At 30.9% G+C, this 26,240-nt stretch carries 20 protein-coding genes; 11 read left to right on the plus strand and 9 right to left on the minus strand.

Features of this window, described 5'->3' with window-relative positions; translation table 11 throughout:
• Positions 1-3: 3 nt before the first annotated feature.
• The 7 genes from BXU10_RS13155 (at position 4) to BXU10_RS13185 (ending at position 5,763) form a co-directional block, all read left to right on the plus strand.
• Positions 4-459, plus strand: coding sequence for a DoxX family protein (locus BXU10_RS13155; protein WP_078227697.1), 456 nt, complete (start codon positions 4-6; stop codon positions 457-459).
• Positions 460-479: 20 nt separating this feature from the next.
• A complete protein-coding gene (locus tag BXU10_RS13160) occupies positions 480-1,019 on the plus strand; it encodes an antibiotic biosynthesis monooxygenase (protein ID WP_078227698.1) in 540 nt (179 codons plus the stop codon).
• Between the two features lie 43 nt (positions 1,020-1,062).
• The gene (locus tag BXU10_RS13165; RefSeq protein ID WP_078227994.1) at positions 1,063-2,307 is read left to right on the plus strand and encodes an alpha/beta fold hydrolase; all 1,245 of its coding nucleotides are present in this window, start codon (positions 1,063-1,065) and stop codon (positions 2,305-2,307) included.
• A gap of 29 nt (positions 2,308-2,336) precedes the next feature.
• Positions 2,337-3,449 (plus strand): NAD(P)-dependent alcohol dehydrogenase, encoded by a 1,113-nt coding sequence (locus BXU10_RS13170; RefSeq protein WP_078227699.1) that lies wholly within the window; start codon positions 2,337-2,339, stop codon positions 3,447-3,449.
• 17 nt (positions 3,450-3,466) lie between these two features.
• Positions 3,467-4,027, plus strand: a complete 561-nt coding sequence (locus BXU10_RS13175; protein ID WP_078227700.1) for an ester cyclase — start codon at positions 3,467-3,469, stop codon at positions 4,025-4,027.
• A 120-nt stretch (positions 4,028-4,147) separates the two neighbouring features.
• The gene (gene ygiD, locus BXU10_RS13180; protein WP_078227701.1) at positions 4,148-5,038 is read left to right on the plus strand and encodes a 4,5-DOPA dioxygenase extradiol; all 891 of its coding nucleotides are present in this window, start codon (positions 4,148-4,150) and stop codon (positions 5,036-5,038) included.
• A complete protein-coding gene (locus BXU10_RS13185) occupies positions 5,035-5,763 on the plus strand; it encodes an alpha/beta hydrolase (protein WP_078227702.1) in 729 nt (242 codons plus the stop codon). The genes ygiD and BXU10_RS13185 overlap by 4 nt, the downstream gene beginning before the upstream one ends.
• A gap of 128 nt (positions 5,764-5,891) precedes the next feature.
• Here the strand turns inward: BXU10_RS13185 and BXU10_RS13190 are convergent.
• Positions 5,892-7,066, minus strand: a protein-coding gene (locus tag BXU10_RS13190) for an IS3 family transposase (RefSeq protein WP_223255438.1) whose coding sequence is annotated in 2 segments (ribosomal slippage) — positions 5,892-6,811 and positions 6,811-7,066 — 1,176 coding nt in all. Because the reading frame shifts where the segments join, the coding sequence is not laid out codon by codon here.
• A gap of 1,120 nt (positions 7,067-8,186) precedes the next feature.
• On the opposite strand from BXU10_RS13190, the gene BXU10_RS13205 reads away from it, so the two are divergent.
• Genes BXU10_RS13205 through BXU10_RS13215 form a run of 3 tightly spaced genes read left to right on the plus strand, consistent with a single transcriptional unit; the run spans position 8,187 to position 9,605 of the window.
• On the plus strand, positions 8,187-8,945 hold the full coding sequence (locus BXU10_RS13205; protein ID WP_078227705.1) for a hypothetical protein: 759 nt from the start codon (positions 8,187-8,189) through the stop codon (positions 8,943-8,945).
• Positions 8,946-8,984: 39 nt separating this feature from the next.
• Positions 8,985-9,380 (plus strand): DUF5675 family protein, encoded by a 396-nt coding sequence (locus BXU10_RS13210; RefSeq protein ID WP_078227706.1) that lies wholly within the window; start codon positions 8,985-8,987, stop codon positions 9,378-9,380.
• A gap of 9 nt (positions 9,381-9,389) precedes the next feature.
• Complete coding sequence (locus BXU10_RS13215; protein WP_078227707.1) at positions 9,390-9,605, plus strand: hypothetical protein; 216 nt, start codon at positions 9,390-9,392, stop codon at positions 9,603-9,605.
• A 306-nt stretch (positions 9,606-9,911) separates the two neighbouring features.
• Here the strand turns inward: BXU10_RS13215 and BXU10_RS13220 are convergent, their stop codons facing one another.
• The gene (locus BXU10_RS13220) at positions 9,912-11,177 is read right to left on the minus strand and encodes an MBL fold metallo-hydrolase (RefSeq protein WP_078227708.1); all 1,266 of its coding nucleotides are present in this window, start codon (positions 11,175-11,177) and stop codon (positions 9,912-9,914) included.
• A gap of 654 nt (positions 11,178-11,831) precedes the next feature.
• Positions 11,832-12,254, minus strand: a complete 423-nt coding sequence (locus BXU10_RS13225; RefSeq protein WP_078227709.1) for a hypothetical protein — start codon at positions 12,252-12,254, stop codon at positions 11,832-11,834.
• Between the two features lie 522 nt (positions 12,255-12,776).
• On the opposite strand from BXU10_RS13225, the gene BXU10_RS25015 reads away from it, so the two are divergent.
• The gene (locus BXU10_RS25015) at positions 12,777-12,959 is read left to right on the plus strand and encodes a hypothetical protein (RefSeq protein WP_123921995.1); all 183 of its coding nucleotides are present in this window, start codon (positions 12,777-12,779) and stop codon (positions 12,957-12,959) included.
• 771 nt (positions 12,960-13,730) lie between these two features.
• Here BXU10_RS25015 and BXU10_RS13235 read toward each other — a convergent pair.
• From BXU10_RS13235 to BXU10_RS13260, 6 genes are all read right to left on the minus strand, one after another.
• Positions 13,731-15,299 carry a hypothetical protein gene (locus BXU10_RS13235; RefSeq protein ID WP_078227711.1) on the minus strand — a complete coding sequence of 523 codons (1,569 nt, stop codon included), beginning with the start codon at positions 15,297-15,299 and terminating at the stop codon, positions 13,731-13,733.
• Positions 15,300-15,375: 76 nt separating this feature from the next.
• Entirely contained in the window at positions 15,376-17,886 is a 2,511-nt protein-coding gene (locus BXU10_RS13240; protein ID WP_078227712.1) for a DEAD/DEAH box helicase, read from the minus strand.
• A gap of 144 nt (positions 17,887-18,030) precedes the next feature.
• A complete protein-coding gene (locus tag BXU10_RS13245; RefSeq protein WP_078227713.1) occupies positions 18,031-18,615 on the minus strand; it encodes a hypothetical protein in 585 nt (194 codons plus the stop codon).
• A gap of 9 nt (positions 18,616-18,624) precedes the next feature.
• Positions 18,625-22,284 (minus strand): hypothetical protein, encoded by a 3,660-nt coding sequence (locus BXU10_RS13250; protein ID WP_078227714.1) that lies wholly within the window; start codon positions 22,282-22,284, stop codon positions 18,625-18,627.
• 52 nt (positions 22,285-22,336) lie between these two features.
• A complete protein-coding gene (locus tag BXU10_RS13255) occupies positions 22,337-24,697 on the minus strand; it encodes a S8 family peptidase (protein ID WP_078227715.1) in 2,361 nt (786 codons plus the stop codon).
• A 1-nt stretch (position 24,698) separates the two neighbouring features.
• Positions 24,699-25,787 carry an AAA family ATPase gene (locus tag BXU10_RS13260; protein ID WP_078227716.1) on the minus strand — a complete coding sequence of 363 codons (1,089 nt, stop codon included), beginning with the start codon at positions 25,785-25,787 and terminating at the stop codon, positions 24,699-24,701.
• Positions 25,788-26,240 lie beyond the last annotated feature (453 nt).

A 26,240-nucleotide genomic window follows, 5' to 3' on the forward strand; every position in this document is an offset into this window, starting at 1 on the left:
CAAGTGAAAAAAATCTTATCTACAAACACAAATAATATATCAGCTTTATTAGCTAGACTTACTTTGGGAATAGTAGTATTTCCTCATGGTGCTCAAAAATTATTGGGCTGGTATGGTGGTTATGGTTTTGAAGGAACAATGGGCTTTTTAACTGAACAAGCTGGTTTGCCATACTTAATTGCATTACTAGTTATTCTAATTGAATTTTTTGGTGCTTTATTCCTAATTTTTGGTTTTGCAACCAGAGTAGCAGCTTTTGGAATATTAGTAAATTTTATAGGAGTAGTTATTACGACACATTTGCATAGTGGTTTTTTTATGAATTGGTATTCGGAACCTAACAAAGGAGAAGGATTGGAATATTTTGTACTTCTGTTTGGATTGACCTTAATAGCATTAATTTCTGGAGGTGGAAAAGCTAGTATTGATGGTCTAATATCAGAAAATATTAAAGAGTAATAAAATCACTTCTATTTATAATGAACATACATCAAAATGAAAATGATGGCTTACTATTGGTTCGATTTAAGTTAAAACCGGACCATAGTAATGATTTTGAAAAATGGAAATCAGAAGCAGTTGAACTTATTAGTAATTTCAAAGGGTTTATTGATATTACAACTATGAAACAACTAAAGAACGAAGATTATTATCATGTTTTTATTCGTTTTGAAACTGAAGAAAATGTAATTACCTGGCTTCATTCTGATGAAAGAAAAAGAATTTTCAATGATTCAGCGATTTCTTGGCTTACAGACCGAAAAGAAGTTATTCACAATTGGAATATTTTCTGGTTCAGCATATTTGAAGGAACAAAGAAATGGAAACAATGGACAGTTACTTTTATTGCTGTTTATCCATTAACACTAATAATACCAATAACGGTAAAGGCAATTACAAAAGTAGTTCCGCTTTATTTTTTTGCTGGAATTATCAGTGCGCTTATGATTTCAGGATTTATGATTTTTTTAGTGATGCCTTTCATACATAAACTTTTTAAGAAATGGCTTCATGAATAGGCTATTTCAATATTCAAACAATAATTTATTAAAGATAAAACGTATGAAAAATATACTCTACATATTTGTATTACTATTCCTTCAGTCAAGTTACAGTCAGCAAAACGGCTCTGAAACTATGAAATCGTTTATGAATAGTACTTTAAAGCCCTCTATACCTTATGGAAATAATCCGTCAGTAGGACATTATGCTACTTCTGATGATGCAAAAATATACTACGAAGTATATGGAAAAGGAAAACCATTGGTAGTATTACACGGTGGTATTGCAGGTTCTACTTATGAAATGGCACAACTTATTGAAAACTTTTCTAAAAATTATCAAGTAATTGCAGTTTCTACAAGAGGGCATGGTAAATCGGAGTTGGGTTCCAAGCCACATACTTACGAACAAAAAGCTAAAGATGTGGTTGCGGTTTTAAATAAAGTCACTAAAGAAAAAGCAGTCATATTTGGTTTCAGCGATGGTGGTTACACAGGTTATTATTTAGCAAGTCTATTTCCTGAAAAAGTCGAAAAAATGATTATTATTGGAGCTGCCGAAACACATCCTGGCGATTATAAAATCAATTTGAAGGTAAGTGATATGATGAAATTGGATAAGGTATATTGGGAACAACAATTAAAGTTAATGCCTGAACCTAACCGATTACAAGAAATGTTTGATAAAGTTAGCAATGCTACATCTGAAATGCTGATTAGTGATGATTTTTTTGCAACTATTAAATGTCCAGTTTTAGTTATGGCAGGAAATCACGACCAATTTTTGACTACACAAAGAGTGGTTAATGCATCAAAAATGATACCCAATGCCGAACTTGCTATAATTCCAAATACAACTCATGCTTCATTTCTTGAGAACTTTTCAGCAGTATGGTCTTTAACCAGTTCATTCCTTAAAATATCAGAAATTAACGAATTACAAATCAATAAAAAAACAAATATCATGAACACTAAAGTAGAACAAATATTAATGCACCACCTTATCGCATTTGGAGATAATAACTTAGATGAAATTTTAAAAGATTATACAGAACAATCTATTATTATGACACCAAATAGAACTATAAAAGGATTGACAGAAATTCGCAAATTTTTCAAAGATTTTTTTGAAGCAATTCCAAGTGGTTCACATTTTGAAATGAAGCAAAAATCAATTGAAGGAAAAGTCGCTTACATAGCATGGGCAAGTAAATCAAATATAGCAGATATTCCAATGGGGACTGATACGTTTGTTTTTGATGGAGATAAAATCCAATATCACACTGTAGCAGATTTCAGATTTTAAAAAATAATAATCAACTAAAAAATACTATTATGGAAATAACAGCAGCTATCGTTAAAGAAAAAGGCAGCAATTTTGAATTACAAAAAGTATTACTTGAAGCACCTGGTGCAGAAGAGGTTTTGATAAAAATTGTAGCTACAGGAATTTGTCATACCGATATGGTAGCACGAGATTTTGTTATGGGGTCGCCAAATTTCCCTGTAATTTTAGGACACGAAGGTTCTGGAGTTATAGAAAAAGTGGGAGCTGACGTACATCATTTAAAAATAGGTGATCATGTTGTACTTACTTATGGTTTCTGTGGTGAATGTGAAATTTGCAGAACTGGAAATCCAGCATATTGTTATGAGTTTTTTCAACGCAATTTTTCAGGAGGAACTATTGATGGTCATCATCATCATCACGATCATGAAGGTACAGCTGTAAATGATAATTTCTTTTCTCAATCTTCTTTTGCAACTTATGCCATTGCTCATAAGAACAATGTGATTTCTGTTCCAAAAAATGTGCCTTTAGAGATTTTAGGACCATTAGGATGTGGAATTCAAACTGGTGCCGGAGCTATTATTAATACTTTACGAATTAAAGTAGGAAGTTCTGTTGTAATAAGTGGAACAGGAGCTGTTGGATTATCAGCTGTTATGGCTGCAAAAGCATCTTCAGCAACAACAATTATTGCAGTTGATATTAATGAAGAACGCCTTGCTTTTGCAAAAGAATTAGGTGCAACACATACCATCAATTCTCTTAAAGAAAATGTACCACAACGCATAAGAGAAATTTTGCCAAATGGCGTTCAGTATGGTGTTGACACAACAGGACGAAACGAAGTAATTAACAACACACTTGATAGCATGGCGCCAGTTGGAGAACTTGCCATCATTGGTGTAGCTACCAAACCGTTAGAACTAGCAACCAATATTTTTCTTACCAAAGGCTTCAAAATTAAGTTTGTAAATCAAGGCGATAGCGTTTCTGAGGAATTCATTCCAAAACTTATCAAGATGTATCAAAACGGACAGTTTCCGTTTGATAAACTAATTAAGACCTATGCTTTTGAAGATATCAACCAAGCAGTAGAAGATTCTGAAAAAGGAAAAACAATTAAATCCGTTTTATTAATCGGAGAATATAAAAATTAATTTAAAAATAAATAATTATGAAAAATTTATTAAAAAAAATAAGTTTATCAGTACTGATTGCAATTGTATTGACATCTTGTAATCAAAATAAAAAAAGTGAAGCTAGTGATGAAGTAGTAAATCAGGTTAAAGAACTTGTAGCTGCAAATGAGTTAATTGCAAAACATTTACAAACATTTGATACGTTAGATTATACAGTTTTTAGCAATAGAGAATGGAGCAGATTACATGAAAGTCACGCCAAAGACATCAAGGTTCATTTTCCTGACGGACATATTGAAACTGGTTTGGAACAACATATTAAAACATTGCAAGCTATGTTTGTTTACGCACCTGATACTCGTATTAAAGAACATCCCATTAAATTTGGAAGTGGCGATTTTACTGCTGTAATGGGATGGATGGAAGGAACATTTACTAAACCAATGCCTCTTGGAGATGGTAAATTCATTCAACCTACTGGGAAAAAATTCAGAATTCCAATGGCAACTATTGGTCTTTGGAAAGATGGTACTATGAGTGAGGAATATCTTTTTTGGGATAATAAAACCTACATGGATCAAATCATGAATAAATAATTTAAAATACCTGACAGAAAATCTTTTGTCAGGTATTACATTGTTTTCATTCAGATTAAAGTATCATAATTCAGTACTAAAAGATAAAATTAAACTGTTAAAACAGAATATTTTTTTATAATGGAAAGAAAGAGATTTTTACAAACATTGGCATTATTGCCTTTAAGTGCAGCAGCAATGAAATTAAATTCATTATACTCTATTTCACAAAGATTTGAACCAACAGAAAGAATGCCTGTTTTGTTTTTGGGACATGGCACGCCTATGAATGCAATTGCTGATAATATATTTACAAGAGGTTTTCAATCTATTGCCAAAACATTGCCAAAACCTAATGCAATTCTCTGTATTTCTGCTCATTGGGAAACAAAAGGCACTTATGTTACTGCAATGGAAAAACCTAAAACAATTCATGATTTTGGTGGATTTCCTCAAGCGTTATTTGATGTTCAATATCCCGCACCAGGAAGTTCGATAATTGCGAATGAAATTAAAAGCACCATAAAATCTATTGATGTAGGATTAGATACTGATTGGGGACTTGATCATGGAACATGGTCAGTAGTTAAGTTTTTGTACCCAAATGCTGATGTACCAGTTATACAAATGAGTATTGATTATACGCAACCAGCATCTTATCATTATGCTTTGGCCAAACAACTTGCCTCGTTGCGAAGAAAAGGAGTTTTGATAATTGGAAGTGGCAATTCTGTGCACAATTTAGGAACAGCTGCATGGGACAAAATGTCAACACCAGGTTATGCTTATGAATGGGCAACCATTGCAAATGAAAAAATTAAAGATTTTATACTTAAAGGAGACCATAACTCATTGATTAATTTTGATAAACAAGGTAAAGAAATGCTTTTAGGAATTCCAAGTCCAGAGCATTATTTACCAATGATATATGCATTAGCCTTGCAAGAGAAAGATGAGCAACCTGTTTTTTACAATGATTCCATAGTGGCAGGTTCATTAAATATGCTATCTGTAAAAATAGATAAGAGATGAGAAATAAAAAATACTGGTTTTTAGTTCTTTTACTACCATTCACAATTTTAATAACAAGTTTTATGATAACAAATCAAAATACAGCGCCATCATTGCATTATTTAGTTAGGCAACCTAAAATAAAAACTGAAAATCCACCACTACTTTTACTATTACATGGAGTTGGAAGTAATGAACAGAATATGTTTGCTTTTGCCAATTCATTACCCGATAAATTTCTTGTTGTTTCAGTAAGAGGACCTTTAACACTTGGAACAAATAGTTTTGCTTGGTTTCAGGTACAATTTGGTTCAAACGGACCAATTATTAATAAAGAACAAGCTGAAGAAGCTAGAGTTTCTATACTTCAATTTTTAGAAGATTTAAAAGGAAAAGAACAATTTGATGAGAAAAATGTTTTCTTATTGGGATTTAGTCAAGGAGGAATTATGAGTTATAGTACGGCACTTACTCAACCCGAAAAAATTAAAGGAATTGCAGTAATGAGTGGAAGATTATTACCCGAAGTAAAGCCATTGGTAGCTTCAAAAGATCGTCTGAAAAAGCTTAAAATATTTATTTCACACGGAAAACAAGATCCTGTGTTGCACTATGGTTTTGCTGAGGAAGCTATTACTTACTTAAAAAGTTTAGAACTACAACCCGATTTCTATACTTACGATGAAGTTCATACTATAAATAGTCAAATGCTTGCTGACGTTAATTTATGGCTACTAAAAAACTAGACTAATTAGTTGAACTCACTATTATGAAAAAAATTATATACATTTTTATATTATTCACTACCGTTATGAGTGCACAAGAATATAGTGGTAAACTTAAGTGGATATGCAAACAAAAAGTAGAGAAAAAGTTAAGCTACATTTTTGTAATTAGTTAATTTATTAAATTCTTCAATAGTTTTATAGTTCAAAGCAGAGTGCCTTCTTTTTTTATTGTACCAAATTTTGATGTATTCAAAAATTTCAAGTTCCATTTGTTCTTTAGTAATTAGTTTATTCCCATAAATTAATTCTGTTTTTAGTGATTTGAAAAAACTTTCTGCAACAGCATTATCCCAGCAATCTCCTTTACGGCTCATACTTCTAGTGACAGTTTTAAAAGAGTCAAGCATATTAGTAAAGCTTTTATTAGCATATTGAATTCCTCTGTCGGAGTGGAATATTAATTCATTTGTAATTTTTCGATTTTTAAGTGCCATTTTCCAAGCTGTTAATGTAGTTTGTTTAGTACTCAAACCATTGCTTAGACTCCAGCCAATTATTTTTCTGTCGAACAAATCCAAAATAATTGTGAGATACAAAAATCCGTCCTTTGTTTGAATATATGTTATATCTGAAACCCAAGCTTTAGATGGTTCCTTCACCGTAAATTCTCTTTTTAAGATATTTGGAACAACAAAATGATTATGTTTTGAATTGGTTGTTACTTTAAATTTTTTACTCAATTTACTGTACAAACCTAATTGCTTCATGTATTTAGCGACTGTTATTCTAGATATTTGATATCCTATATTTTGAAGTTCTAAAGTAATTCTTGGACTTCCATATCGCTGTTTGGTATTAAAATATATTGAAGTTATTGCTTCTTTTATTAAAATCACTCGTTTTTGCCTTTCTGAAACAATCTGTTTTTTCCATTTATAGTAACTGCTGTTGCTTACTGCTAAAACTTTGCACATCTTTTCAATCGAATATATTTTTTCATGGTCTTTTATGAAAAGATAAATCATCGACCTCCCTTGGAAAAGATGCTTATTGCCTTTTTTAAGATATCACGTTCTAATTCTGCTTCTTTTAATTTTTTTTCAAGTTCATGAATTTTTTCTTGTTCGGGACTTAGTTTTAAATTGCCTTTTCCAGGAAAACTTCCCGTTCCAAATTCTTGATAATCTTGGCGCCATTTATAAAGCAAAGCAGCTGTAATACCAAGTTCCTTGGCAAGTAGAGAGATATTATCTCTTTCATAACTTAATTGGACTGCTTTCTCTTTGAAAATGCGGTCGTAATTTTTACGATTTTCTTTCATGGTCTAAAGTTAAGATTTTGTCCTTAACTAGAACTCCACGCTAAGTTAGCACATCCAAAACCATTTGCAGCTGCTTTCGCTTTCTTTGCATAAAACAGAATTGAAACTTTTGTTTTCATTGTGGTGACCTTTTTAGTTGTTATTAAATTTAACTTCAATATGACTAATCCACAAGATGTACAGTTTTTAAACTAGTTGTTGAACTGGCTGTAAAGTCTTGTGAATACTAGTCTTAAATAAAAATCGGTTACCCAAAATTTGGATTGTTTAGGGTAACCGATTTTATCCCTTTAGGTTCACGAATGAATGAATAATTTGATATGTGATAAAAAGAAAAAACCCTTAAAATCATACGATTTTAAGGGTTTTGATTCAATTTGCTTTCCAGCTGGCGGAGAAAGAGGGATTTGTCTACTACAAAAGCCACCAATAAAATCAATACTTTACAAAGCATAATTATTTAAGTGACTCCTCGACTGACACCTCCTTTATAAGGGTACAATTATTCCAAATTCAAAGTACTCAAATATAACCATAATTATTTGAATATTAAAGTGTCAAGACTAAATATTGAACTAGTTGTTAAAGTATTTAATGATGCTCTTCTTGATTAAAATTTGTCTGAGGTATTTTCCAATTTTAACCAAAAATCAAGTGAGTTACTTGTTCATATTTTATGCCAGCATATGTACAGAACTCTTCAATCGTTAGAAACTCATTTTCGAGCTTGTTGAGGTCTTTTTTTATCTTTTGCATCAATCTAGTACTTTGACGATAACTTTTGCCTGTTATTCGTTGTATGTCCTTGGGATAAATGCATACCCTCTGATTATTCAATTTCATACTTTATCTATACCTTTGATTAGGCTTTGACTTACTTCTGACTTACTTCTGACTTACAGAAATTCTACTGCAATTTAATCCTTTTTTATTAAACGTATTTATTGCGTTTTTATGTTTATTTAAGACACTTATGTCATTTTTGGACATTTGGTACAGACTTGCTTTTTAATTCTGGTAAATGCTTTGTAAACTTTGTATAAATCATTCAAATTATAGTTGCAACTGATTGATAGAATGAAAGAGATGTAAATGATTGTTGAATTAAATTTTTGAAGTTATGGCAAGACAGAAAGGCATAATTAAATTGAAAGGTACTATCGGGGATATTACTTTTTACAAAACTAAAGATGGGCATTTGGCGCGTGAAAAAGGTGGCATTGATGCGAGCAGAATTGCAAGCGATCCTGCGTTTCAAAGAACGCGTGAAAATGGTTCTGAATTTGGTCGAGCGGGAAAAGCTGGAAAGATTTTGAGAACAGCATTTAGAGCCTTGCTTTTGAACTCTGCGGACAGTAGAATGGTTAGTCGATTGACTCAACAAATGGTTAAAGTTATCCAAGCTGACACTACTAGTGTTAGAGGATTGCGAAATGTAATTGATGGCGAAGCCGAACTTTTAGCAGGTTTTGAATTCAACATTGGAGGAAAACTCGGTACTACTTTGTTTGCTCCTTTTGTGGCAACTATTGACCGTGTAGCTGGTAAAATTACTGTGGATTTAGCATCATTTATTCCAGCAAACATGATTGCTGCTCCAAGTGGAACTACTCACTACAAAATCATTTCTGGTGGAGCTGAAATTGATTTTGAAGCTGAAAATTTTGTGTCTTCCAATTCAGAAACGGCTATTTTGCCTTGGGATATCAATGCATCTGTGATAATTAATCATTCCAATTCTGTAACTCCTGCTAGTACCAAACCATTATTTTTAGCTTTGGGAGTGGAATTTTACCAACAGATAAATGGTCAAATGTATGCCTTGAAAAATGGGGCTTACAATCCATTATCGATTGTAAAAGTGGATAGCGGTCTCTAATAATTAGTCGAAGGTTAAAAGTCGAAAGTCTTAAAGCTTATGAAACTATTATTAATTAGAACTTATTTCCCTGATGGGACAAACGGTAAACTCGAATGCGAGGGCAAATTGATCTGTAACACGATTGAATTGCCCTGGAAGATGAACGAAACGAAGGTTTCCTGCGTTCCTGAAGGGAAATATTTTATTAGAAAAAGATACAGTGCAAAGTACAAATGGCATTTGGAATTGGTGGATGTACCGAATAGAAAGTTTATTCTTTTTCATCCTGCGAATAATGCCCAAAAGGAATTGCAAGGCTGTATTGCTCCTGTAACAAAGCTTTCTGGTCCAGGACTTGGCTTGATGTCTCGAATCGCTTTTAATAAGTTGAAAGACATTGTTTATAAAGCTTTGGAAAATAAAGAAAGAGTTGAATTGATTGTACAATCTTAATTTTAAATTATGAAAAAAATTATAAATAGAGCTGTAGCTCCTACACCAAAGTTTTTTAAAGTGCTTCGAACTATTGGATTGGCTTTGGCTGCTGTTGGTGGGACTATTTTAGCAGCACCAGTTGCATTGCCTGCAATAGTGACTACTATTGGAGGATATGTTGCCGTAGCTGGTGGTGTTTTAACCACGGTTAGTCAGTTGACTACAAGTAATGACAGCGAATAACCATACTTTAATGGGTACTGCTGGAGGCACATTTTTGAGTATAGTACCGAATATAAATTCTGAGGATATTGCAAAAACTATTATTTTAGCATCTGTTGGAGCAATTGTTAGTTTTACTATTTCGATGCTACTTAAAAGCCTACAAAAGAAGCACAAAAAATAAGTTTAGCCCTTGTTGTGGTGACCTTTGGGTTAAACAATTTGAAAGCCTGGTCGTGAGATCAGGCTTTTTTTGTACTAATGGTTTGTTAATTGTATTCTGTTAGTTTTTTGAGGACAGAGTTTCAATTTATTATAGTTTGAAAATTATTTAACAATGTAAGAAACCCATATATCACTATTTGTTTTTACCTCATTCATTTGAGCCATATAAATATCTTTTCCATTGCATCTCAAATTTATCATTCCGTATAGAATCTCCTGATTTTTAAGATCGGTAGAACGAGCTAGTTCTGTAGAGTATACTAAAGGCCGTATACTTTTTGAGTACTTTCCTGCACACCCAATTGCATCGGGTCTCGGATGTGAATGCTTTTCATTATCCCCCGATGAAATTACTGTCGCAAAGGGATTAACTAGAGCCATAAATTTTTCTGTAAAATCATTAGAACCATGATGGCAAGATTTTGCAACATCTACTTCGAAAGGATTTTGATTTTTATATTTATCCATTAAATAATTTTCAGAAAAAGTATTCAAATCACCACCTAGTAAAAGTGACCTTGAGCCATACGTAAGTTTTAAAACTAAACTGTGCCCGTTTATTGTTTGACCATCATCTTTCCAATAAACAAAACATTGTTTGTCATCAATATTTTCTGTAAACGGTGCCAATACATCAATTCTAAATTCCTGTGCTTCTATGCTTTCAGTTATAATATTATCACCTGCTTTAACTCTTTTAGCACTAGTGATCCTATTTTGTTCAGTAGCAGTTGCTATTGCCTGCATGAATGCTGATACATCTCTGTTAAAAGGTATTGATTCATTAATGGTTAAAAGGTCATTAAATATAGTGGTAAGGTATTTTTTATTTCCAACTTTTATTGTTTCACCTAGACCTGTAGAATATGAGTTTTCGCCTTTTTTAGTTGAAAATTTTAAAATGCCTGCGTGTACTATAGTGCCGAATGTAAATCTGGTATCGTTAATAATTTCTATGGCTCCTTTATAATGGTCAATATCAAAATGGCTTATGATTAGAAAATCTATATGTACTTTTTTATCTGTATCAAGTTGGTACTTGTATTGCCATTTGGTTAAATAACTATACATGCTATCATTTGGACCGGCATCAATTAATATTTTGTACTTTCCTATTTCTACTAGCATTCCATCGCCCTGACCTACGTCCAAAAAGAAAACCTTTAAACCCATATTGTCGCTTAAATCGTCTTTGTGCATCCAACCATCTGGCCCAGCTGTAACTACTTTGTACCAGTCTCCTTGTTCGTCAGCAATTTTTACATAGGTACCCATAAGGATTCTATTAATAATTTCTTTTCCCTTGTTATCAATAACGTTGTCATAAATTTTTGCTTCGTTTTTTGAAGCATACATAAAGTTCTTCATTGTGTATGATTTTTTTTGTTGATTTTTTTTTTTGCAAAGCTATTTTTGTGAAATCCTCTTTTGGGTGATATACCATTTGTTTTTATGTATGTGTGAAAATTAGAGAAAGCCACCTTAAGTGATTGACTTGATCTAATATCTAATAGTTAAGCTAAAGTATTAATTTTAAATCACTAATAATCATATATTTGTAAATAAAAGTATAGGTTTTATCAGGCTATGCGTTTCAAAATCACTTTGCATAAACATTGCTACAGATTGAAAAACTCAAATGGGCTTTGCTTCAAAATTAGTTCATGGAAAAAGCATATATCAGTTTTTTTTTATCTTTAATGCTCAAAATTTTCATTAAGAATCATAAAAAATATTCTAATTCTTGTTGCGGTGACCTTTGGATTAGACTCTATTGAAGTACAAACCTCAAGGATTGGGCTTTTTTTCGTTCTAAAATTAAACTTCTTTAAATAGGTTAAGCGTTACCTCTAAAACTACCACTTCGGAATTATAGCTTTATAGTTCCTGCCATTTTGCGCAATCAATGGCTTTCACCCAGGTTTCAAAAACTCCAAAACATACTCTTGATGCTTTGGACTTCCAATTGTCGGTTTGGTACAAAATAAATAGTTTCATTTTTGTTCACATTTAAGTTAATAATTATTTTCTGCAATACCTATATAAAATCACTCTACGTAAGTCGTTTATAAGATTTATGTTTTCATTAAACTGCTTCTCTTTTTGCTCTAAAAGTTTAAGAGCAGCAATATTTTTAAGATGTTCTTCATGTTCTGTAATCATCAAATCAGTTTTTGAATTGAATTCCTTTTTAAAGTCAGGAAGACGTAAAAATGGAATTACTGAACCCACTAGAAATGGATGCCAAAACTTGGTTTTCCAGAGGCTATATGCGACAAAGTAAATGCTCTCACAATCTTTTTCGTTTTGAAAAATGACCACGAAACTATTGGTGAATGGCTCATTTGAAGGCTTTCCACTGTTCAATCCTTTGTTTAAAATGTAGATGTGTGGTTTTTTGTAAATCGTTCCTTTTCTGTGGGTTTTAATGATAAATTTCAGCATAGCATCGGCTTTTAAAAATTAGATTAATTTTCAATTTTTTGCGTTGTTTCTTCTGAAATGCAGGTATGCCTCGCTACGCTCCGCACACATAAAATTTTTAAAAAGAAAAAAGGAAAAAAAAGAAAGTCGTCTATCAAGTGGAGGTTTCAAGAAAAGCAAGTTTTTTCAAAAAAATACTACCCGGGTTTTTAAGATGAAGTTGTTCGGAAGTGGGGTTGTTATTTCAGTTAAATGTTGTAGCGAACCGAAAACGTAGGGTGGAGATTTTATTGAAAACCGAAGGCTTGAACTTTCTTTTCTTGAAACTGGAGCTTACCTTTACTTTCTTTTTATTTATTTTTTTATTTTCCTTTCCACCGAGGTGTTGTTATGAAATGGGATTTAAAAAAGTTGATGAGATAGATGAAGTTCTTCAGAAAGGGTATGGATTTTTAAAACAGAAAAAAGAGATATAAAATTCCATTCCAATTATTTTTCTGTTTTGAAAATTCATACTCTTTCTTGGACTTGATTTTGTGGGTATTGAAAATTATTTTACGAATATTTTCAATTGTAATGCAAAAGTTTCAAGTGATTTTCAATACTTACAAAAACAATGAAAAAATAATTCCGAGTGCGATGGGGCAGCAGCGCAGGCAAGTGTGTGGTTTTTTATTTGCTTACTGGGGTGCTTCTGATTGTTTTTATGATGGCTTGATGCCATAAACGTTCTTGGAATTATTAAATTTTCAATTATCAAAGAATGTTCTATGAAATTGCTTTGGCATCTGGCCGTCGTGAAAACAATTACTTCGATAGTTTGTGGCAAATAAAAAAACACACTCTTGCTGGCTTCTCTTGATTTTGTGGGTGTTGTAAATTGCTTATTCCTATATCGTGAATTTCAGAAATGAAGTTGATAAGCAATTTACAACACGCACAAAAGCAATGCAAACACTTACCGCTTTAAAAATCAAGTTGCTAAAAACAGTGACCGTGAACGTTCTTGAAAGAAGGTAATTACGAGAAGTTTCCGCTGAAATGGTGAACGTTGTTAAAGACAGTGGCGAAGGACGGTTTTTTTCTATGCAGGCTGGTGCGAGGAAGCATAGAAAAAAGTTGTCCTGGAGTCACTGGCAAGCGCGTTGGGTGAGCGGCTTTTTTACATAATGTTATTATAGTGCATCCGTTAACTTCTTTTGGAAGGGGATTTTGATTATGCACTATAATGCCACATTATGTAACTAAGCTTTGGGGAAAGTTTTTGTTGCCTTGCACCATTTATCTATCGGAGGGATAAATTTATGGCATACAAAAACTTTTGGAGCGTTGGGAAGAAGTGGCAACTGAAAACCTAAAACGTCAATTTACAACTAAACGAAAAAGTATGTTCTCATTATTTAGAAATGAAATTAGCAAAATGAAGCAAACAAAGAATTGATGCTAGGAATACTTGGACTAGAAGCAATTTTTGTGTAGGTGAATGAGATAATTTTATTAGATTTTAATAAATAACTCTTCACTTAATGATTCTCCAGTTGTCTGTTCATGAAGTTTAGGATAATTGATTATATAGCCTTCAAAGCCAATTAATTTGAGGATTAAAATATAAATCAATTTGTGTATTGTAACAGAGTTAAAATATAATTCTTTGAAATTTTCATCTTCATCATTTGATTTTACAGGAAGACTGCCATGTAAAAATTTATTTCGATTATCAATACATTTAATTTCCTGTTGATTTAAATTATATCCAAGTTTCAAAAAAGGGGCTGTTAATGAATCTCTATTAGTAGGTTGGTTTAAGTTATTAACTTTACTAGAAAGTATTCTATCTTGGTCATTGTTTAATAATCCATTTCCTTTTAGGGAAATTAAAAGTTTTTCAAATTCGGGCTTAATATTTTGTTCCCACACAATCTTATCTATTGAACTAGGAGCATTTATATCAACAAGCTTTTTTATAGTATGACAGATACCTTCGTAAGCAACACAATAGGATGCGGCTTTTAGTTCTAAAGGTTGATTATTTGCTTCTAAAATTATTAAAGCAGATCTTGAAAATGTTTCATGCTTATAGAAATACTCAACTAGTTTTGAAAAATTTTCTTCAGAAAAATTTAATAATTTACTATTCCATTTATCTACTACATTGGTGTCTAGTTTTTCTCCTTTGTCATGATGGTACGAATTATATACTGAATATGGATTGGTTGTGAAAATTCTGTAATGAGTTTCGATATTATCTCGTATTAGAGAATAATGAAAGAATGCAGTATTTAGTGTTTTATCATCCGATGCAAAGTAAAATACTTCCCTTAAATATAAATTTCCCTTTATGAAACCGTATGCATTTAACGCTGAATATGCAATAGATTTAAATTTTTCAAAATCTAAAGTTTGAAGTGAATCAACACCCCAATATTGTTGCTTACCAATTGAGAAATTAAATAAATGAAATTCTAATTCATCAAATTTAATTTTTATTAATGTTCTATTAACGGATTCTAAATCAGAAGTAAAATGCCAACTTTGAAAATCTTTCAGTATCATATCACGACTAATAAAAGGAATTAAAAGTCTGTGAAATTTTCCGTCAAATTCCTTTAAATCTTTTACAGATCCTATTTGATCTATTTCTCCTAAAAATGTAAAATTAAATTCTTCGTCCCACTCATTATTCGTTGGATTAAAACTTCTCATGTGAGTTGCTTTTTTGGGAACATAATATCTGTGACCTTTATCACTTAATTCGTAAGCTTCAATTTTTCTATCTGACACTTCGTTATGATACTGCTTATCAGAATCCATAAACTTCACACTAATTTTTAATCGACTTTCTTCTTTTAAAATCTGAATTTCTTTCGAGTCCCAGAAGTTTGCTCCTCCATTAATTGTAAATGCTTTAGGCGAAGTAAAGTCATTCATAATATTCAGATTAGATTCGAAACACTTTGTTAATGGTTGTGCTGGCATTTTTTCTTTTTTTGAGGGGATTTTCAAATTGTTCACTATATGCTTTATAATGTTATGAATAGCAATCACTATTACTTTAAGTAATTTCATATATAATAATTTCTTTTGAATAGAAAGTTCATCAATTCTTTAATTAATGAACTTTCTAAAGATTTACCTTTCAGTTCTATTTCTTTTTAACAGTTATATCACTTAAATAATTCCCTCTAAATAATGGTGGCGTAAAATTGTGTGCAACCAAAAGTTTGGATATCTCTAATGGAGTAATTGCATTAATTCCAATATTGACAATTCCATTTACAAATTGGGATAGATTTTTTCTAATTTTATTTAAAGCCACATCATCAATCACTTTTGTATTTTCACTTGGATTAACATTATAACCTTTAACTTTTGGAGATTGTAGAGTTACAAGTGTATGTTTAGTTGATTCTCCATATTGCTTTTTAAACCATTCACCAGACTGCAACAACTGTCCAATATTATCACGAGTGATTTCAGTATGAATAGCCATTGATTTCGCTTCTAATATTAAAAAATGATTATCAGTCATACCCCATAAAACATCTGGTCCATTACCATATTCAAATTCTGGTTCTTGAGCATAAAAACCTATAATTCTTCCACAATTTGCTAATGCATTTTCAAATTTAGTGGAATTAATATCTGGACTGTATTTCAAATCATTAAGAACTTCTTCCAAATAAATTTTAAAATCCTGCGATTTATCAAATTGGCTAATAAATTTTTTGATATTTGATGATTGCTCTTCGTGAACACTAATTTTAGTATAATTATTTCCTAATTTAGTTTTGAACATATGAGAAGCTAAAGCGGATGCTCTAATTTGTAAATCATTAGCTAAAACTTTTTGTTCTAAATATAATAATTGAGCAGCATATTGAAAATACCATCCCTTTTGTTTATCAGAAATCGATATACTGTCGATTATTTTTCCCACAATGGTATCTTTTGCACTTGTATAATTTCTTGAACGAAATAACTCAATTGCCTTTTTTTCATATTCAGCAATATTTATGTTTTTTATCTTTTCACTATTTAAAACTTCAACTTCAACTTTAGAAATCCCTTGTGAGTGAAAAGTTCTCCAATCTATATTTTGAGATAAACAAAAATCAATTGTATCTGCAATTGTCTTTAGTGAATTTTCTTTATCCTCTTCATCCAATAGAGAAAGCCCCATTTCAAGCTGTTTTCTAGTGACTGAAGTAAAGTATTGCAAATTATATTTATTTCCTAAAAATTGCAGTAAGTCATTACCCATTAATATAACTGCACAGTAATCACTACCAGATCTCACACCCCTACCTAAACCTTGCTCAATAATTTGTGCCTTTAATGAAGCTTTGACACTTTCTAGTCTCATTTCAGTATATAATTCTTTTGAAGAAGTAAACGCTGGATAACCATCCAAAATCAATATTCTACACATATCACCATTCAAGTCAACACCATCATACCGATTCACTAAAATATGCAAACCACCTTTTTTTAACTTTAGATTGTTGATGTTTTCATTAATGTCTCCTTCATTTAAAATAACTGCTCCATTTTTAACCCAAGGTTCTGCTTTTGCATACGAAGGAACCAAGACAACAACATTGATGCCTTTTGTTGCGTAGTCTTTTGCCAACTTATGAATATCAGTATCAAATAAACTAGGATCAAATCTTTTCGGGGCTAGGATTAATCTCTGGCCTATGTCTTTCCTATCTTTAGGAATTAAGGCATTGATAATACTGTCCGAATTAATCCCGAAATCTTTAATTAAATCTGTTTGATCTTCAAATGTTGCCGATAGAATGTATCTATGTTTAGCTTCATTAAATGACTTCACATTTTGATAAGGAACATGAATTGGAGCTATTTCAATACCTCTTGGTCCTAAATAACAATCATACGACAGTAGATCATCTGAAATTAGTCCCCACTTAAATTTTAATTCATTATCATCAGAAAACTCATTTAAAAGTGTGATTACTTCATCTATTCTGTCCATCCAAGCCCAATATGGCACTTTTAGTATGCTAGCAAATGGATCTCCATCAAATAATCTTCGGTAAGTTCCAGGAGCTTGGTCAATAAGATCAGTTTCAAATAGCTTTATTATTCTTTCACAAGCACTATGACCTCTAGGCAAATTAATAGTTGTAGTATCTCTAGCCTTATCTAGGCAACTATGTGCATCATCAATAACAAGAGAACCAATATTTATCTTATCACGATTAAAAATTGATTTGGAATTAAATAATTTTTGAAAAGTACATAATAGAATACTTTTACAATTGTGAAAATCGGTAGGAAAATCATTATCCCCATTTATTTCGCACACGGGAATGCCATATAATTCAGCCTGTTTTTTTGCCTGCTCCAATAGTTGTTTATCTGGGCACAGGTATAATGAAGTTCCCACACCTTCATTCATTTTGGAATGTAACATTAGTAAACTTACTAATGTCTTGCCTGACCCAGTATTCATTTTGCATAATACATCTCTATGATCTCTTATTGAATGCCATGAATTCAATACTTCTTCTTGAATCCCTCTTAAATATGAGTAACCTTCTTTATGAAAAAGACCTTGAAATATATCAATTGGATGGATTGGTAAATCTTCATCACTAGTTGCAAGTAATTTTTTTGAAAATATATTCATGTTTTTTTATTTAATTTAATTATACTTAATTTTTTAAAGACTTATACTTACTAGTGATAATGCCGTAAAGAGTCTTGAGTAGTTCTTTTTTGTTAATAAAACTGATTTGAGATAAAAGATTATAATTTGCAATAATTGAAAGTTTCATAAAAAGATTAATGTTTTTTTATTCCAAAAATAAAGCTGATTATTGATTTTATAAATAAACCCTTGAAAAGTTGTTATACCATTGTTATACTTAACAACGCTGAAAACATTACAATTGGTTCTATTAATTTCATAAGGATGCAAAAAATCCATTTCATTTATCATTTTGCCAAATTCAAATTTTTTATTTGATTTTAGCATCCTTCCTTTTCTTTCCTTCTTATAAATTTCTTCGCTGAAATTACTATTCTCTAACGGTATTAGCCAACAATTATATTTCTTTAGTTTTCCAATATTAATTTTGTTTTTAATAACAAATTCTTTTGTTAAATACTCTTGGACTATACTGTTCTTTCGCAAAAAACGTAAAAATTTAAAAGATGACATTTCAAAAAATGGTTCATAGGGATATATATTATCAATATCCTTAATCTTATCGTCTTTTTTATGAAAGTCAAATACTTTCTTATGAGCTACATACATTAAAGTATAGTGAATCCCATCATCACCAAAACTAAATGTATATTTCTCTTTATTCTCATTTGGTTGATAATAGAAAAAGAAGTTAGGTAAATTCATCATATAATTGTTTTAATCCCATTCACTAACGAATTCTTCTTTTCTTTCCCTTTCAATACTCATTTTCGCATACATTATGTTTCTTTCCAATAGTTCAATAAATTCAAGGTATTTAATATCTTTCTGATCATTTAGAAACTTTAAAACTTTTTCATATTGAGTTAATTCAAATTGTATGTTTGGCAACCTACTTCCCATTGTTACTCCAGCTGAAGTGTAAAAATCAAGCCTTTTAAATAGTTCTATATCACAACCTTTCTCTAAAATTATTTTTAGAAAATCAAGCATTTTATCTCTATAAATGGTAGTTACAATGTTGAATATTAATTCAATCATTTTATTATCTTGAGTTGTAATTATCTTGTTTTGTAAAAATTCAATTTCTTTATGGTTATTGCCTCTAAATGCTTTTGAAAATTCTGATGCACCGTGAACAAAAACACTTTTAAAATTTACAAGGTAGTTGATCATATTATCGAATATGAGCACATTGTTATCCAAATCCCACAACTTCTTAAAATCATTATCATTAAAATCACGTCGTGACAGATAATCTTTTTCATCGAGGCTATATTTTAATAAATCGGTAATGAAGTTAGCATTGTAGGATAAAATAATCTTGAGCACGTTCAAGTCATAGTCAAAGTGTCTACCTTGATCATCAAAATAGAGATATATTTTTTCTAAAATATTTAGGTTGTCAGCAAATATTTCACTGTAATTTTCATGAATGACCTTAAAAAAATCGCAATGCAGATTTATATAGGCAACCTTGCCAATCTTTGAAATAATTACGCCTAATACTTTTGGAATTTCAATGGCTGCTTCTATATCCATTTCCGGCATTCTCCTTATCATATGATCTAAAATCCATACGTTTTTATTATCTGGTTCAGAGACCACTTTAAGCAGATGATTATAATCATTAACTGTTAAAAAATCCTTTGGGACTCTCGTGAACATTTCCATCAAATAATAACTCTCGTTTTGTGATGTCTTAAAAACTGATTTCAACAAATTGATTTTGTCATTATCGTATGTCAGATTGGAAATTATCCTTCCGAAATATAATCTCCCAGCGAAATCGTACTTCATCAGTTCAAATAGAACTTCAGTGAATAAATTAAAATCACGTTGTCCTAAATCTAGGATTATTTCTGATACTGGGCCGATAATTGAATCTAGGCAGGAGTTGCTACCATCGCTATATTTTGAAATTCTTTCAATTGAAGATAGTAAATCATTGTAGTTTTCAAAAGTAAAACTTCTATATTCTTCGAGATATGGCATCTCTCTATCATATCTTTTATCTAAACTAGACCATAAGACAAAATCTTTATTTTTAAGAAGTTTCTTTACTTCTTTTCTGTACCGTATTTTTGACCAGCCATAGGTTCGCAGATACTTTTTAACAATATTGGCTTCTCTAAATGAATCTGTTGTGAAGTTTGATATAAAAAAGGATGTAATTAGATTTTTGTCAAAAACAAGAACTCTTTTTTCCTTCTCACGCCCATGTGAGTAATGATGACGTTCAAAAAAATTATATACTGCATCTTTGAGACTCTCATCCTGATAACAGCTAAATATAAAATTTAACAATTTAGTTCTAAATTCTTTCTGTTCTTTTGTTAATACTACAATCATCTGACCAAAATAAATTGTACGACCGTCACCTCCTTCATTATAGTGGTAGCTGTCAATTATAAATTTGTCTGCTATATAGAGAATTATCTTCGAGTATAGTATTGGATTAGTTTCTGCTTTTGAATAAAGAAAATTAAATAGTTGTATTTGTGAACTATATTGTTGCTCATAGCTGAATCTTTCATATATGAAGGATTGTTGAAAAGCCTTCAGAACCTTGGTAAAGACTATTGGGTCTGATAGACCATATTTAATTAATAATTCTAATGCCAATTCAAATTTATCGGGAACATTATGAAAATTCACTAATAAGCTAATTATTTTGTCGTCATACGATTTTATGTGATTGTCTTTATATATCTCAAATTTTAGATTATTTTCATTAATCGATTCTAGAGAATTAATTATTTCGTTTACAAATAGCAAGGTCTCGGTCTGCAGGTAGAACCAAAAACTATCAAGGAATCTAATTGCTTTTTCTCTATCGTGCTTTAATGAATTCCATTTTGTGTTTATATCATTGATAATGAGCTGTTTTATTTCGTTGAAGCCATAATTGCTGACAATTGGATTAAGCAACCTCGTTAATGATATCTTATGCTCATCAAAATATAAATCTAATAATAGCATAAATGGGATGTCCTTATTTTTAATAAAAACGAGATAAAAAATATACTCTCCTAATATTTGATCTGCAACCTTATAGGTGGATTGAAATTCATCTGCTAATTCATGTTCGACTAATGCCGATAATTTTTCAATCAAGGTATGTGTTGGGATGTCGAACCTAGAACATATTTCTTCAATCTGATTTGTGTTTGCAACATCTATTGATCTAAATAAACTTAATATCCCAGCTACTCTTAGTAATGTCTTATCATCTTTAATACTTTTATTAGCTGAGGAGAAATATTCTTCAAGGATATATGAGGCCTTATTTAACTTCTGGACATCCTTAATACCTGCTATTGCAGCCATTAATGCAATTCTAGGGTTACCTTTCGAAATTGAAAATATTCTATCCGTATAATAATTTGTAATATTAAACTCGGGAGATTGGAGTATTACGGCAAGTTCTTTTTTGTCGAAGTTCTTCAGTTCAATCTGCTCGTAATTTTTAAGTTCACTTTCAACCTCTCTTTTTACATAATTCCTTACTGTCAATATAATCTTAAGCGAGCCATCTTCGAATTCATTCTTAAAATGAATTATAGAGGACAAGTTGCTTTTTAACTTGTTTGCGTCATCAATAACAATCAAATACTTTTTATCTTTAACCAGCTGAACCTTTAGATCTTCCCAAATCAACTGGTTATTGTTTCTAATATATTTTACAATATGTTCCGGATTAGCATTATTGAATTTTGATGCTAATTCTATTGAGAATTTTGATTTACCAATTCCCGCTGGACCTGTTATTAGAAGATAATCTGAAACCTTTAAAAGTTCCAAACCTTTCTTTAAATCATTTTTACGATTATAAAAAGCATTGGATAATGGAGTAGCAAACTTTGACTTTTCATATTGAATGATGAAATCACTCATTTCTAATATTTGTCCAGAGTCGATAGTTAGTCCTAATTCTCTCGCAATAGAAGGATAATCCCGAAAAATAATTGTGGCAAAAGCATCAATACCAATCAGTTCTATACTGGCTATATTATGAAAAGTTTTTTTGTAATCTGAAATCTCTTTATGGATTGCTGTTGTAATTTCTTGGTTGCAGATTAATATAATTTTAGAGATACTGGCAATGGGTATATCTTTTTGGATAAAGCAATGCTTAACATCTTTTTTGAGCTTTGCTACTAGTGCCTTTTTATCAATTGTAGTAACCTCATTAAAAATAAAATTATCCCCTTCAGCAATAAAATTATCAGGTGTTCCTTTTTTTGACTTTTCTTTTCCAACAACAAAACCTGTAGCATTTACTATTGGGAATCTATATGCAAGATATAGGCGACATAAATTTGCAAATTTATCTGGATTACATCTTTGTAGTGCTTGTTCTATGGCTGTTATCATTGTAAATCATTTATTAAATAAGTAACACAATTTTTGATATTTATAACTTCAATTATTCTCTTTTTTCGTTTTCAATTCTTATATTAACTTCTTCTCTTATTTTAATATTTGAGTGTAAAAAGTTTCTTTCAGCCAAAAGTCGAGACACTTCATTATACACTTGCTTCTGACCTTTTGTATCTCTAATGGTTACGATAAGCGTAAAATCTTGGTTTAATTCTTCACCATCTTGAATAGCTAATGTTTCGGCAAAATCTCTATAAGTTCCTTTAATTTTAGCGTACCATTTTCTGTTTCCTGCTAAACTATCACGTTGTCTAGCATCTTTCATTTCGCTTAGATTAACAGAGTATTTCTTAACTGGTTGGTATTTTTTTCCATAATTAAGCAATACTCTTTCACGTGCATACTCGCTCTCGGTATCTTTTATATGTGCGCTTTTATAATTGGAATCAAGTAAAACATTCTGTGTGTCGTCTGGACCAATTTCATTGAGAATATTAGCTTTAGTTGTGTCACGTTCTTTTATATTTTCATAAGTGCCAAACATTAACTCTAAATTTGATTGACAATATTCTGCGCCTTGTTTTTCTCTCAATACTGGTTGACCAACTAATGTGATTTTAATTTCGCCGTAGAAAAAGCCGTCATCATCAACTAAACTTTCAGGAAAAGGAAATTCTAATATTTCAATGAATTCGCCACGAGTAATGTTTTCCTGCAATATCAATGTTATTTCGTGTGGATCATTATAAATAATCTCATCAGCTGAATCAGGAATACCAAATCCCATTTGATTCACTCTTTCACTAATTGGAAGACTTATTCCTGTTGGATATTTAGCAGAATGAATGGCTAAAGCTTTTAAAAGAGTAGGATTGAAAGTTTCATTAATTTTAAAATTTAACTCTGATAATAATGACGTTACTCTTGGTGTAGCAAAACTAGTCCCAATAATTTTTACTGAATTACCATTGTGAGAAATAGCATTTACTCCATTTTCAATTCTTCTACCGTCTTTCATCCCTGCATTGCCACCAAATGACACTATGTCAGGTTTGATACTATTTGCTGGACCAGGACCAATTCTTGTAAATGGTGATGGATGATTAATATCTGCTATATCATGTGTGTTTTTTGAGTGAGCAACCGAACCAATCACTAAAGAACGAACTGAATCTCCTGACCTTGCCACTCTGCTTTTGGGATGACCTTTTTCAAAATTTCTACAATTCCCAGTAGATTTGCAAATAATGACATCATTTGCTAATTGAATATCGTCCAAAGCCTTTCCAAAATCAGAAAAATCATTGATGTCGGATTCAGCAGCAGTGCCTAATGACAAATTCCAAATTTTAATATGATTATTTTCCTTTATTGCTTCTCTAATATTTTCTACCAATTCATCTTCATCTATTGATTCTTGCTTTTGATCAGGAAATACTGTTGCATCAAAAATTTTACAACCCGTATTTCCTGTCCAATTTTTACCTTGTAATTGATCCCCATAAAGTATTATACTAGACACACATGAACCATGCATTGGGTCAATCAAATCGTCAGGATATGAAGAGAATTTATCATCCAATAACCAAGGTGCTAAATATGGATTTTTAGATACACCTGTATCTAAAACTCCAACGATTGGGTATTCAACACCTTCTGTTGGTATTTTTATATCAATAGTATTCTCAGATTCCATGCTATCTGTTTCCACTTGATATTTGGGCATAAAAGTTATAGACTCTAAAGCTTCAAAATCTGAAATACTATCTAATACTCCTTGTGAAGCATTTTTAATTTTAAATATTATTAATCCTGGAGAATAATTTACTTCTTTTGCTTCAATATTAAATTCTTTGCAATATTTAACAAAAGCTGTTTTGACAGCATTGTTTATTTCATAATTTAGAAAGTCAATTAATGAAATTTTGACTGCTTGGTTTTCTTCAATATCTACTATAAATGGTTTGAATACTTCTATTGATTCAATTGCAGAAATACCACGTTGATTTTTTAGATAATTGGCTATATTGTTTTTTATTTGTAAACCTTCTTCAATGCTGTCAACCTTAACAATTGCGCTATTTGAATCAAGAAAGCCAATAATATTGTTTTTGGTTACTTTACCATTAAAAATTTTTTGAATGTCTTTTCTATGTGATTTAGCAATTGCATTGTCATCAATATCGATTTTCAACGTAGCAGGAATAAAACTTCTTGAAGTATTACGTTTTTGAAATACCTCAATTAATTCATTAATAGGTTCGATGAAACTTTCTGCTCTTTCAGCAAGTAATTGCCCAGACAACTCCCATTTCGGAATATTATCTCCACCGCCACCTTCAACTCTTCTGTCGTCAATTTTTTGCCTTTTTTGAAAAAGCTTAATTGGTAAATTCTTCTTTGCCATCTTATTCTACATTTAAAGCGTTCCTAACTTGTCTTATTGAAATATCTAAATAACTTGCTATTTGTTTCTGTGGTATATGACTTTCGTTTAAAAACTTAATCATTTCCTCTGGAAGAAATCTGTTGTTGTTTTTGTATTTAAAATATTCAGAAAAGATATCTTCATATTCAAAAACTGATTTTTTTATGATTGAATTATAATATGCACTATTAATGATTTTAATAATCTCAGAATGTGATAAATTGCTCATATAGGTTTTAACCATTTCAAACTTTTTGTCATCTGTCGCTAAATCAGAACCAATTTTATCAAAATAGTTCTCTACAAGATTTTTTATTTCATCAGAATTTGGTTTGTTAACATTTACGACTTTTTCAAATCTTCTCCAAATTGCACTATCTAGCAATTGTTCGTGATTAGTTGCTGCAATCAATATCCCTGTTTCTAAGAATTCATCTATATTTTGTAAAAGACTATTAATTACCCTTTTTAATTCTCCGGTTTCTTGATTATCGTCTCTCGCTTTTGCTATAGCGTCAAACTCATCTAAAAACAGAATACAAGGTTTGCTTTTTGCATAATCAAATAATTTCCTAATGTTTTTAGCGGTATTACCTAATAGGGAAGAAATTAAAGAATCAAAACGCGCTACAACAATTGGAATATCTAGCTCTTTAGCAATATGTTTGGCTAATGTTGTCTTTCCGCAACCTGGAGGACCATAAAGTAAAAGAGATAGATTAATATCTAAACCTTTACTTTTTATCTCATTTTTGGAGTTCACTAAAGAAATAAAATTGTTTATTGGCTCAACAATGCCCTCAGAAACCATTATGTCAAACTTTATATCTTGAGGCAATATGATATCTGCAATATTTAGCCTTGTGTCATTATCTACAGGCGCATCAAATAATTGGTCTTTAAAAACCGGCATGCCTTTAGCTCCTTGAATTGTTTTCAAAATTTTGTCTGCTAATTTACTATCTCCATCATCTCTCAATTTTTTTGCTAAATGATTGGAGTAATTAATCACCTTTTTATGATCATTATTCAATCCACCTTCAATTATTTTTATTAGTTCAGTATACATTGACGTAAATTTATTTGGGTTTTGTGATACAAATATAATTAAAAGTGTAATACAAAAACATAAAAACGTAATATTATTTTATTAAATCGTAATTTAATTATTTAAAAACGTTGTAAAATAAGTGTTTAGCGTGATTAAAGTTGTTTGGGATTTCATATCAAGTTTTAATTAATAATTGATGCAAATATTTCATATTGCGATATGTTATATGATTTTAATTGTTTATTACTCTTATTTCATAGTTGTATTTTGATTTTAAAACTCATAACGCAACTATGAAATACAACTATTTGCTTTTAATTTAATAATTCTTATTGTTTTATTTTGTCCCAAATTTGGTAAATAATTGGGACAAAATTTTATGTATTTCATTTGCGATTTACTACAGAATTTGTAGTGTTTTACGAAATAGAATATTAGTTAGCTTTTGGCAGTAAATTGGGTTTATTGCCG

Source organism: Flavobacterium sp. LM4 (assembly GCF_002017935.1).
GTDB classification, from domain to species: domain Bacteria; phylum Bacteroidota; class Bacteroidia; order Flavobacteriales; family Flavobacteriaceae; genus Flavobacterium; species Flavobacterium chungangense.

Excerpts from the sequence above, each read along its gene's own strand:
- BXU10_RS13160 (WP_078227698.1), top strand. The coding sequence starts at position 480 with ATGAACATACATCAAAATGAAAATGATGGCTTACTATTGGTTCGATTT.
- BXU10_RS13165 (WP_078227994.1), top strand. The coding sequence starts at position 1,063 with ATGAAAAATATACTCTACATATTTGTATTACTATTCCTTCAGTCAAGT.
- BXU10_RS13170 (WP_078227699.1), top strand. The coding sequence starts at position 2,337 with ATGGAAATAACAGCAGCTATCGTTAAAGAAAAAGGCAGCAATTTTGAA.
- BXU10_RS13175 (WP_078227700.1), top strand. The coding sequence starts at position 3,467 with ATGAAAAATTTATTAAAAAAAATAAGTTTATCAGTACTGATTGCAATT.
- ygiD (WP_078227701.1), top strand. The coding sequence starts at position 4,148 with ATGGAAAGAAAGAGATTTTTACAAACATTGGCATTATTGCCTTTAAGT.
- BXU10_RS13185 (WP_078227702.1), top strand. The coding sequence starts at position 5,035 with ATGAGAAATAAAAAATACTGGTTTTTAGTTCTTTTACTACCATTCACA.
- BXU10_RS13205 (WP_078227705.1), top strand. The coding sequence starts at position 8,187 with ATGGCAAGACAGAAAGGCATAATTAAATTGAAAGGTACTATCGGGGAT.
- BXU10_RS13210 (WP_078227706.1), top strand. The coding sequence starts at position 8,985 with ATGAAACTATTATTAATTAGAACTTATTTCCCTGATGGGACAAACGGT.
- BXU10_RS13215 (WP_078227707.1), top strand. The coding sequence starts at position 9,390 with ATGAAAAAAATTATAAATAGAGCTGTAGCTCCTACACCAAAGTTTTTT.
- BXU10_RS13220 (WP_078227708.1), bottom strand. The coding sequence starts at position 11,177 with ATGAAGAACTTTATGTATGCTTCAAAAAACGAAGCAAAAATTTATGAC.
- BXU10_RS13225 (WP_078227709.1), bottom strand. The coding sequence starts at position 12,254 with ATGCTGAAATTTATCATTAAAACCCACAGAAAAGGAACGATTTACAAA.
- BXU10_RS13235 (WP_078227711.1), bottom strand. The coding sequence starts at position 15,299 with ATGAAATTACTTAAAGTAATAGTGATTGCTATTCATAACATTATAAAG.
- BXU10_RS13240 (WP_078227712.1), bottom strand. The coding sequence starts at position 17,886 with ATGAATATATTTTCAAAAAAATTACTTGCAACTAGTGATGAAGATTTA.
- BXU10_RS13245 (WP_078227713.1), bottom strand. The coding sequence starts at position 18,615 with ATGATGAATTTACCTAACTTCTTTTTCTATTATCAACCAAATGAGAAT.
- BXU10_RS13250 (WP_078227714.1), bottom strand. The coding sequence starts at position 22,284 with ATGATAACAGCCATAGAACAAGCACTACAAAGATGTAATCCAGATAAA.
- BXU10_RS13255 (WP_078227715.1), bottom strand. The coding sequence starts at position 24,697 with ATGGCAAAGAAGAATTTACCAATTAAGCTTTTTCAAAAAAGGCAAAAA.
- BXU10_RS13260 (WP_078227716.1), bottom strand. The coding sequence starts at position 25,787 with ATGTATACTGAACTAATAAAAATAATTGAAGGTGGATTGAATAATGAT.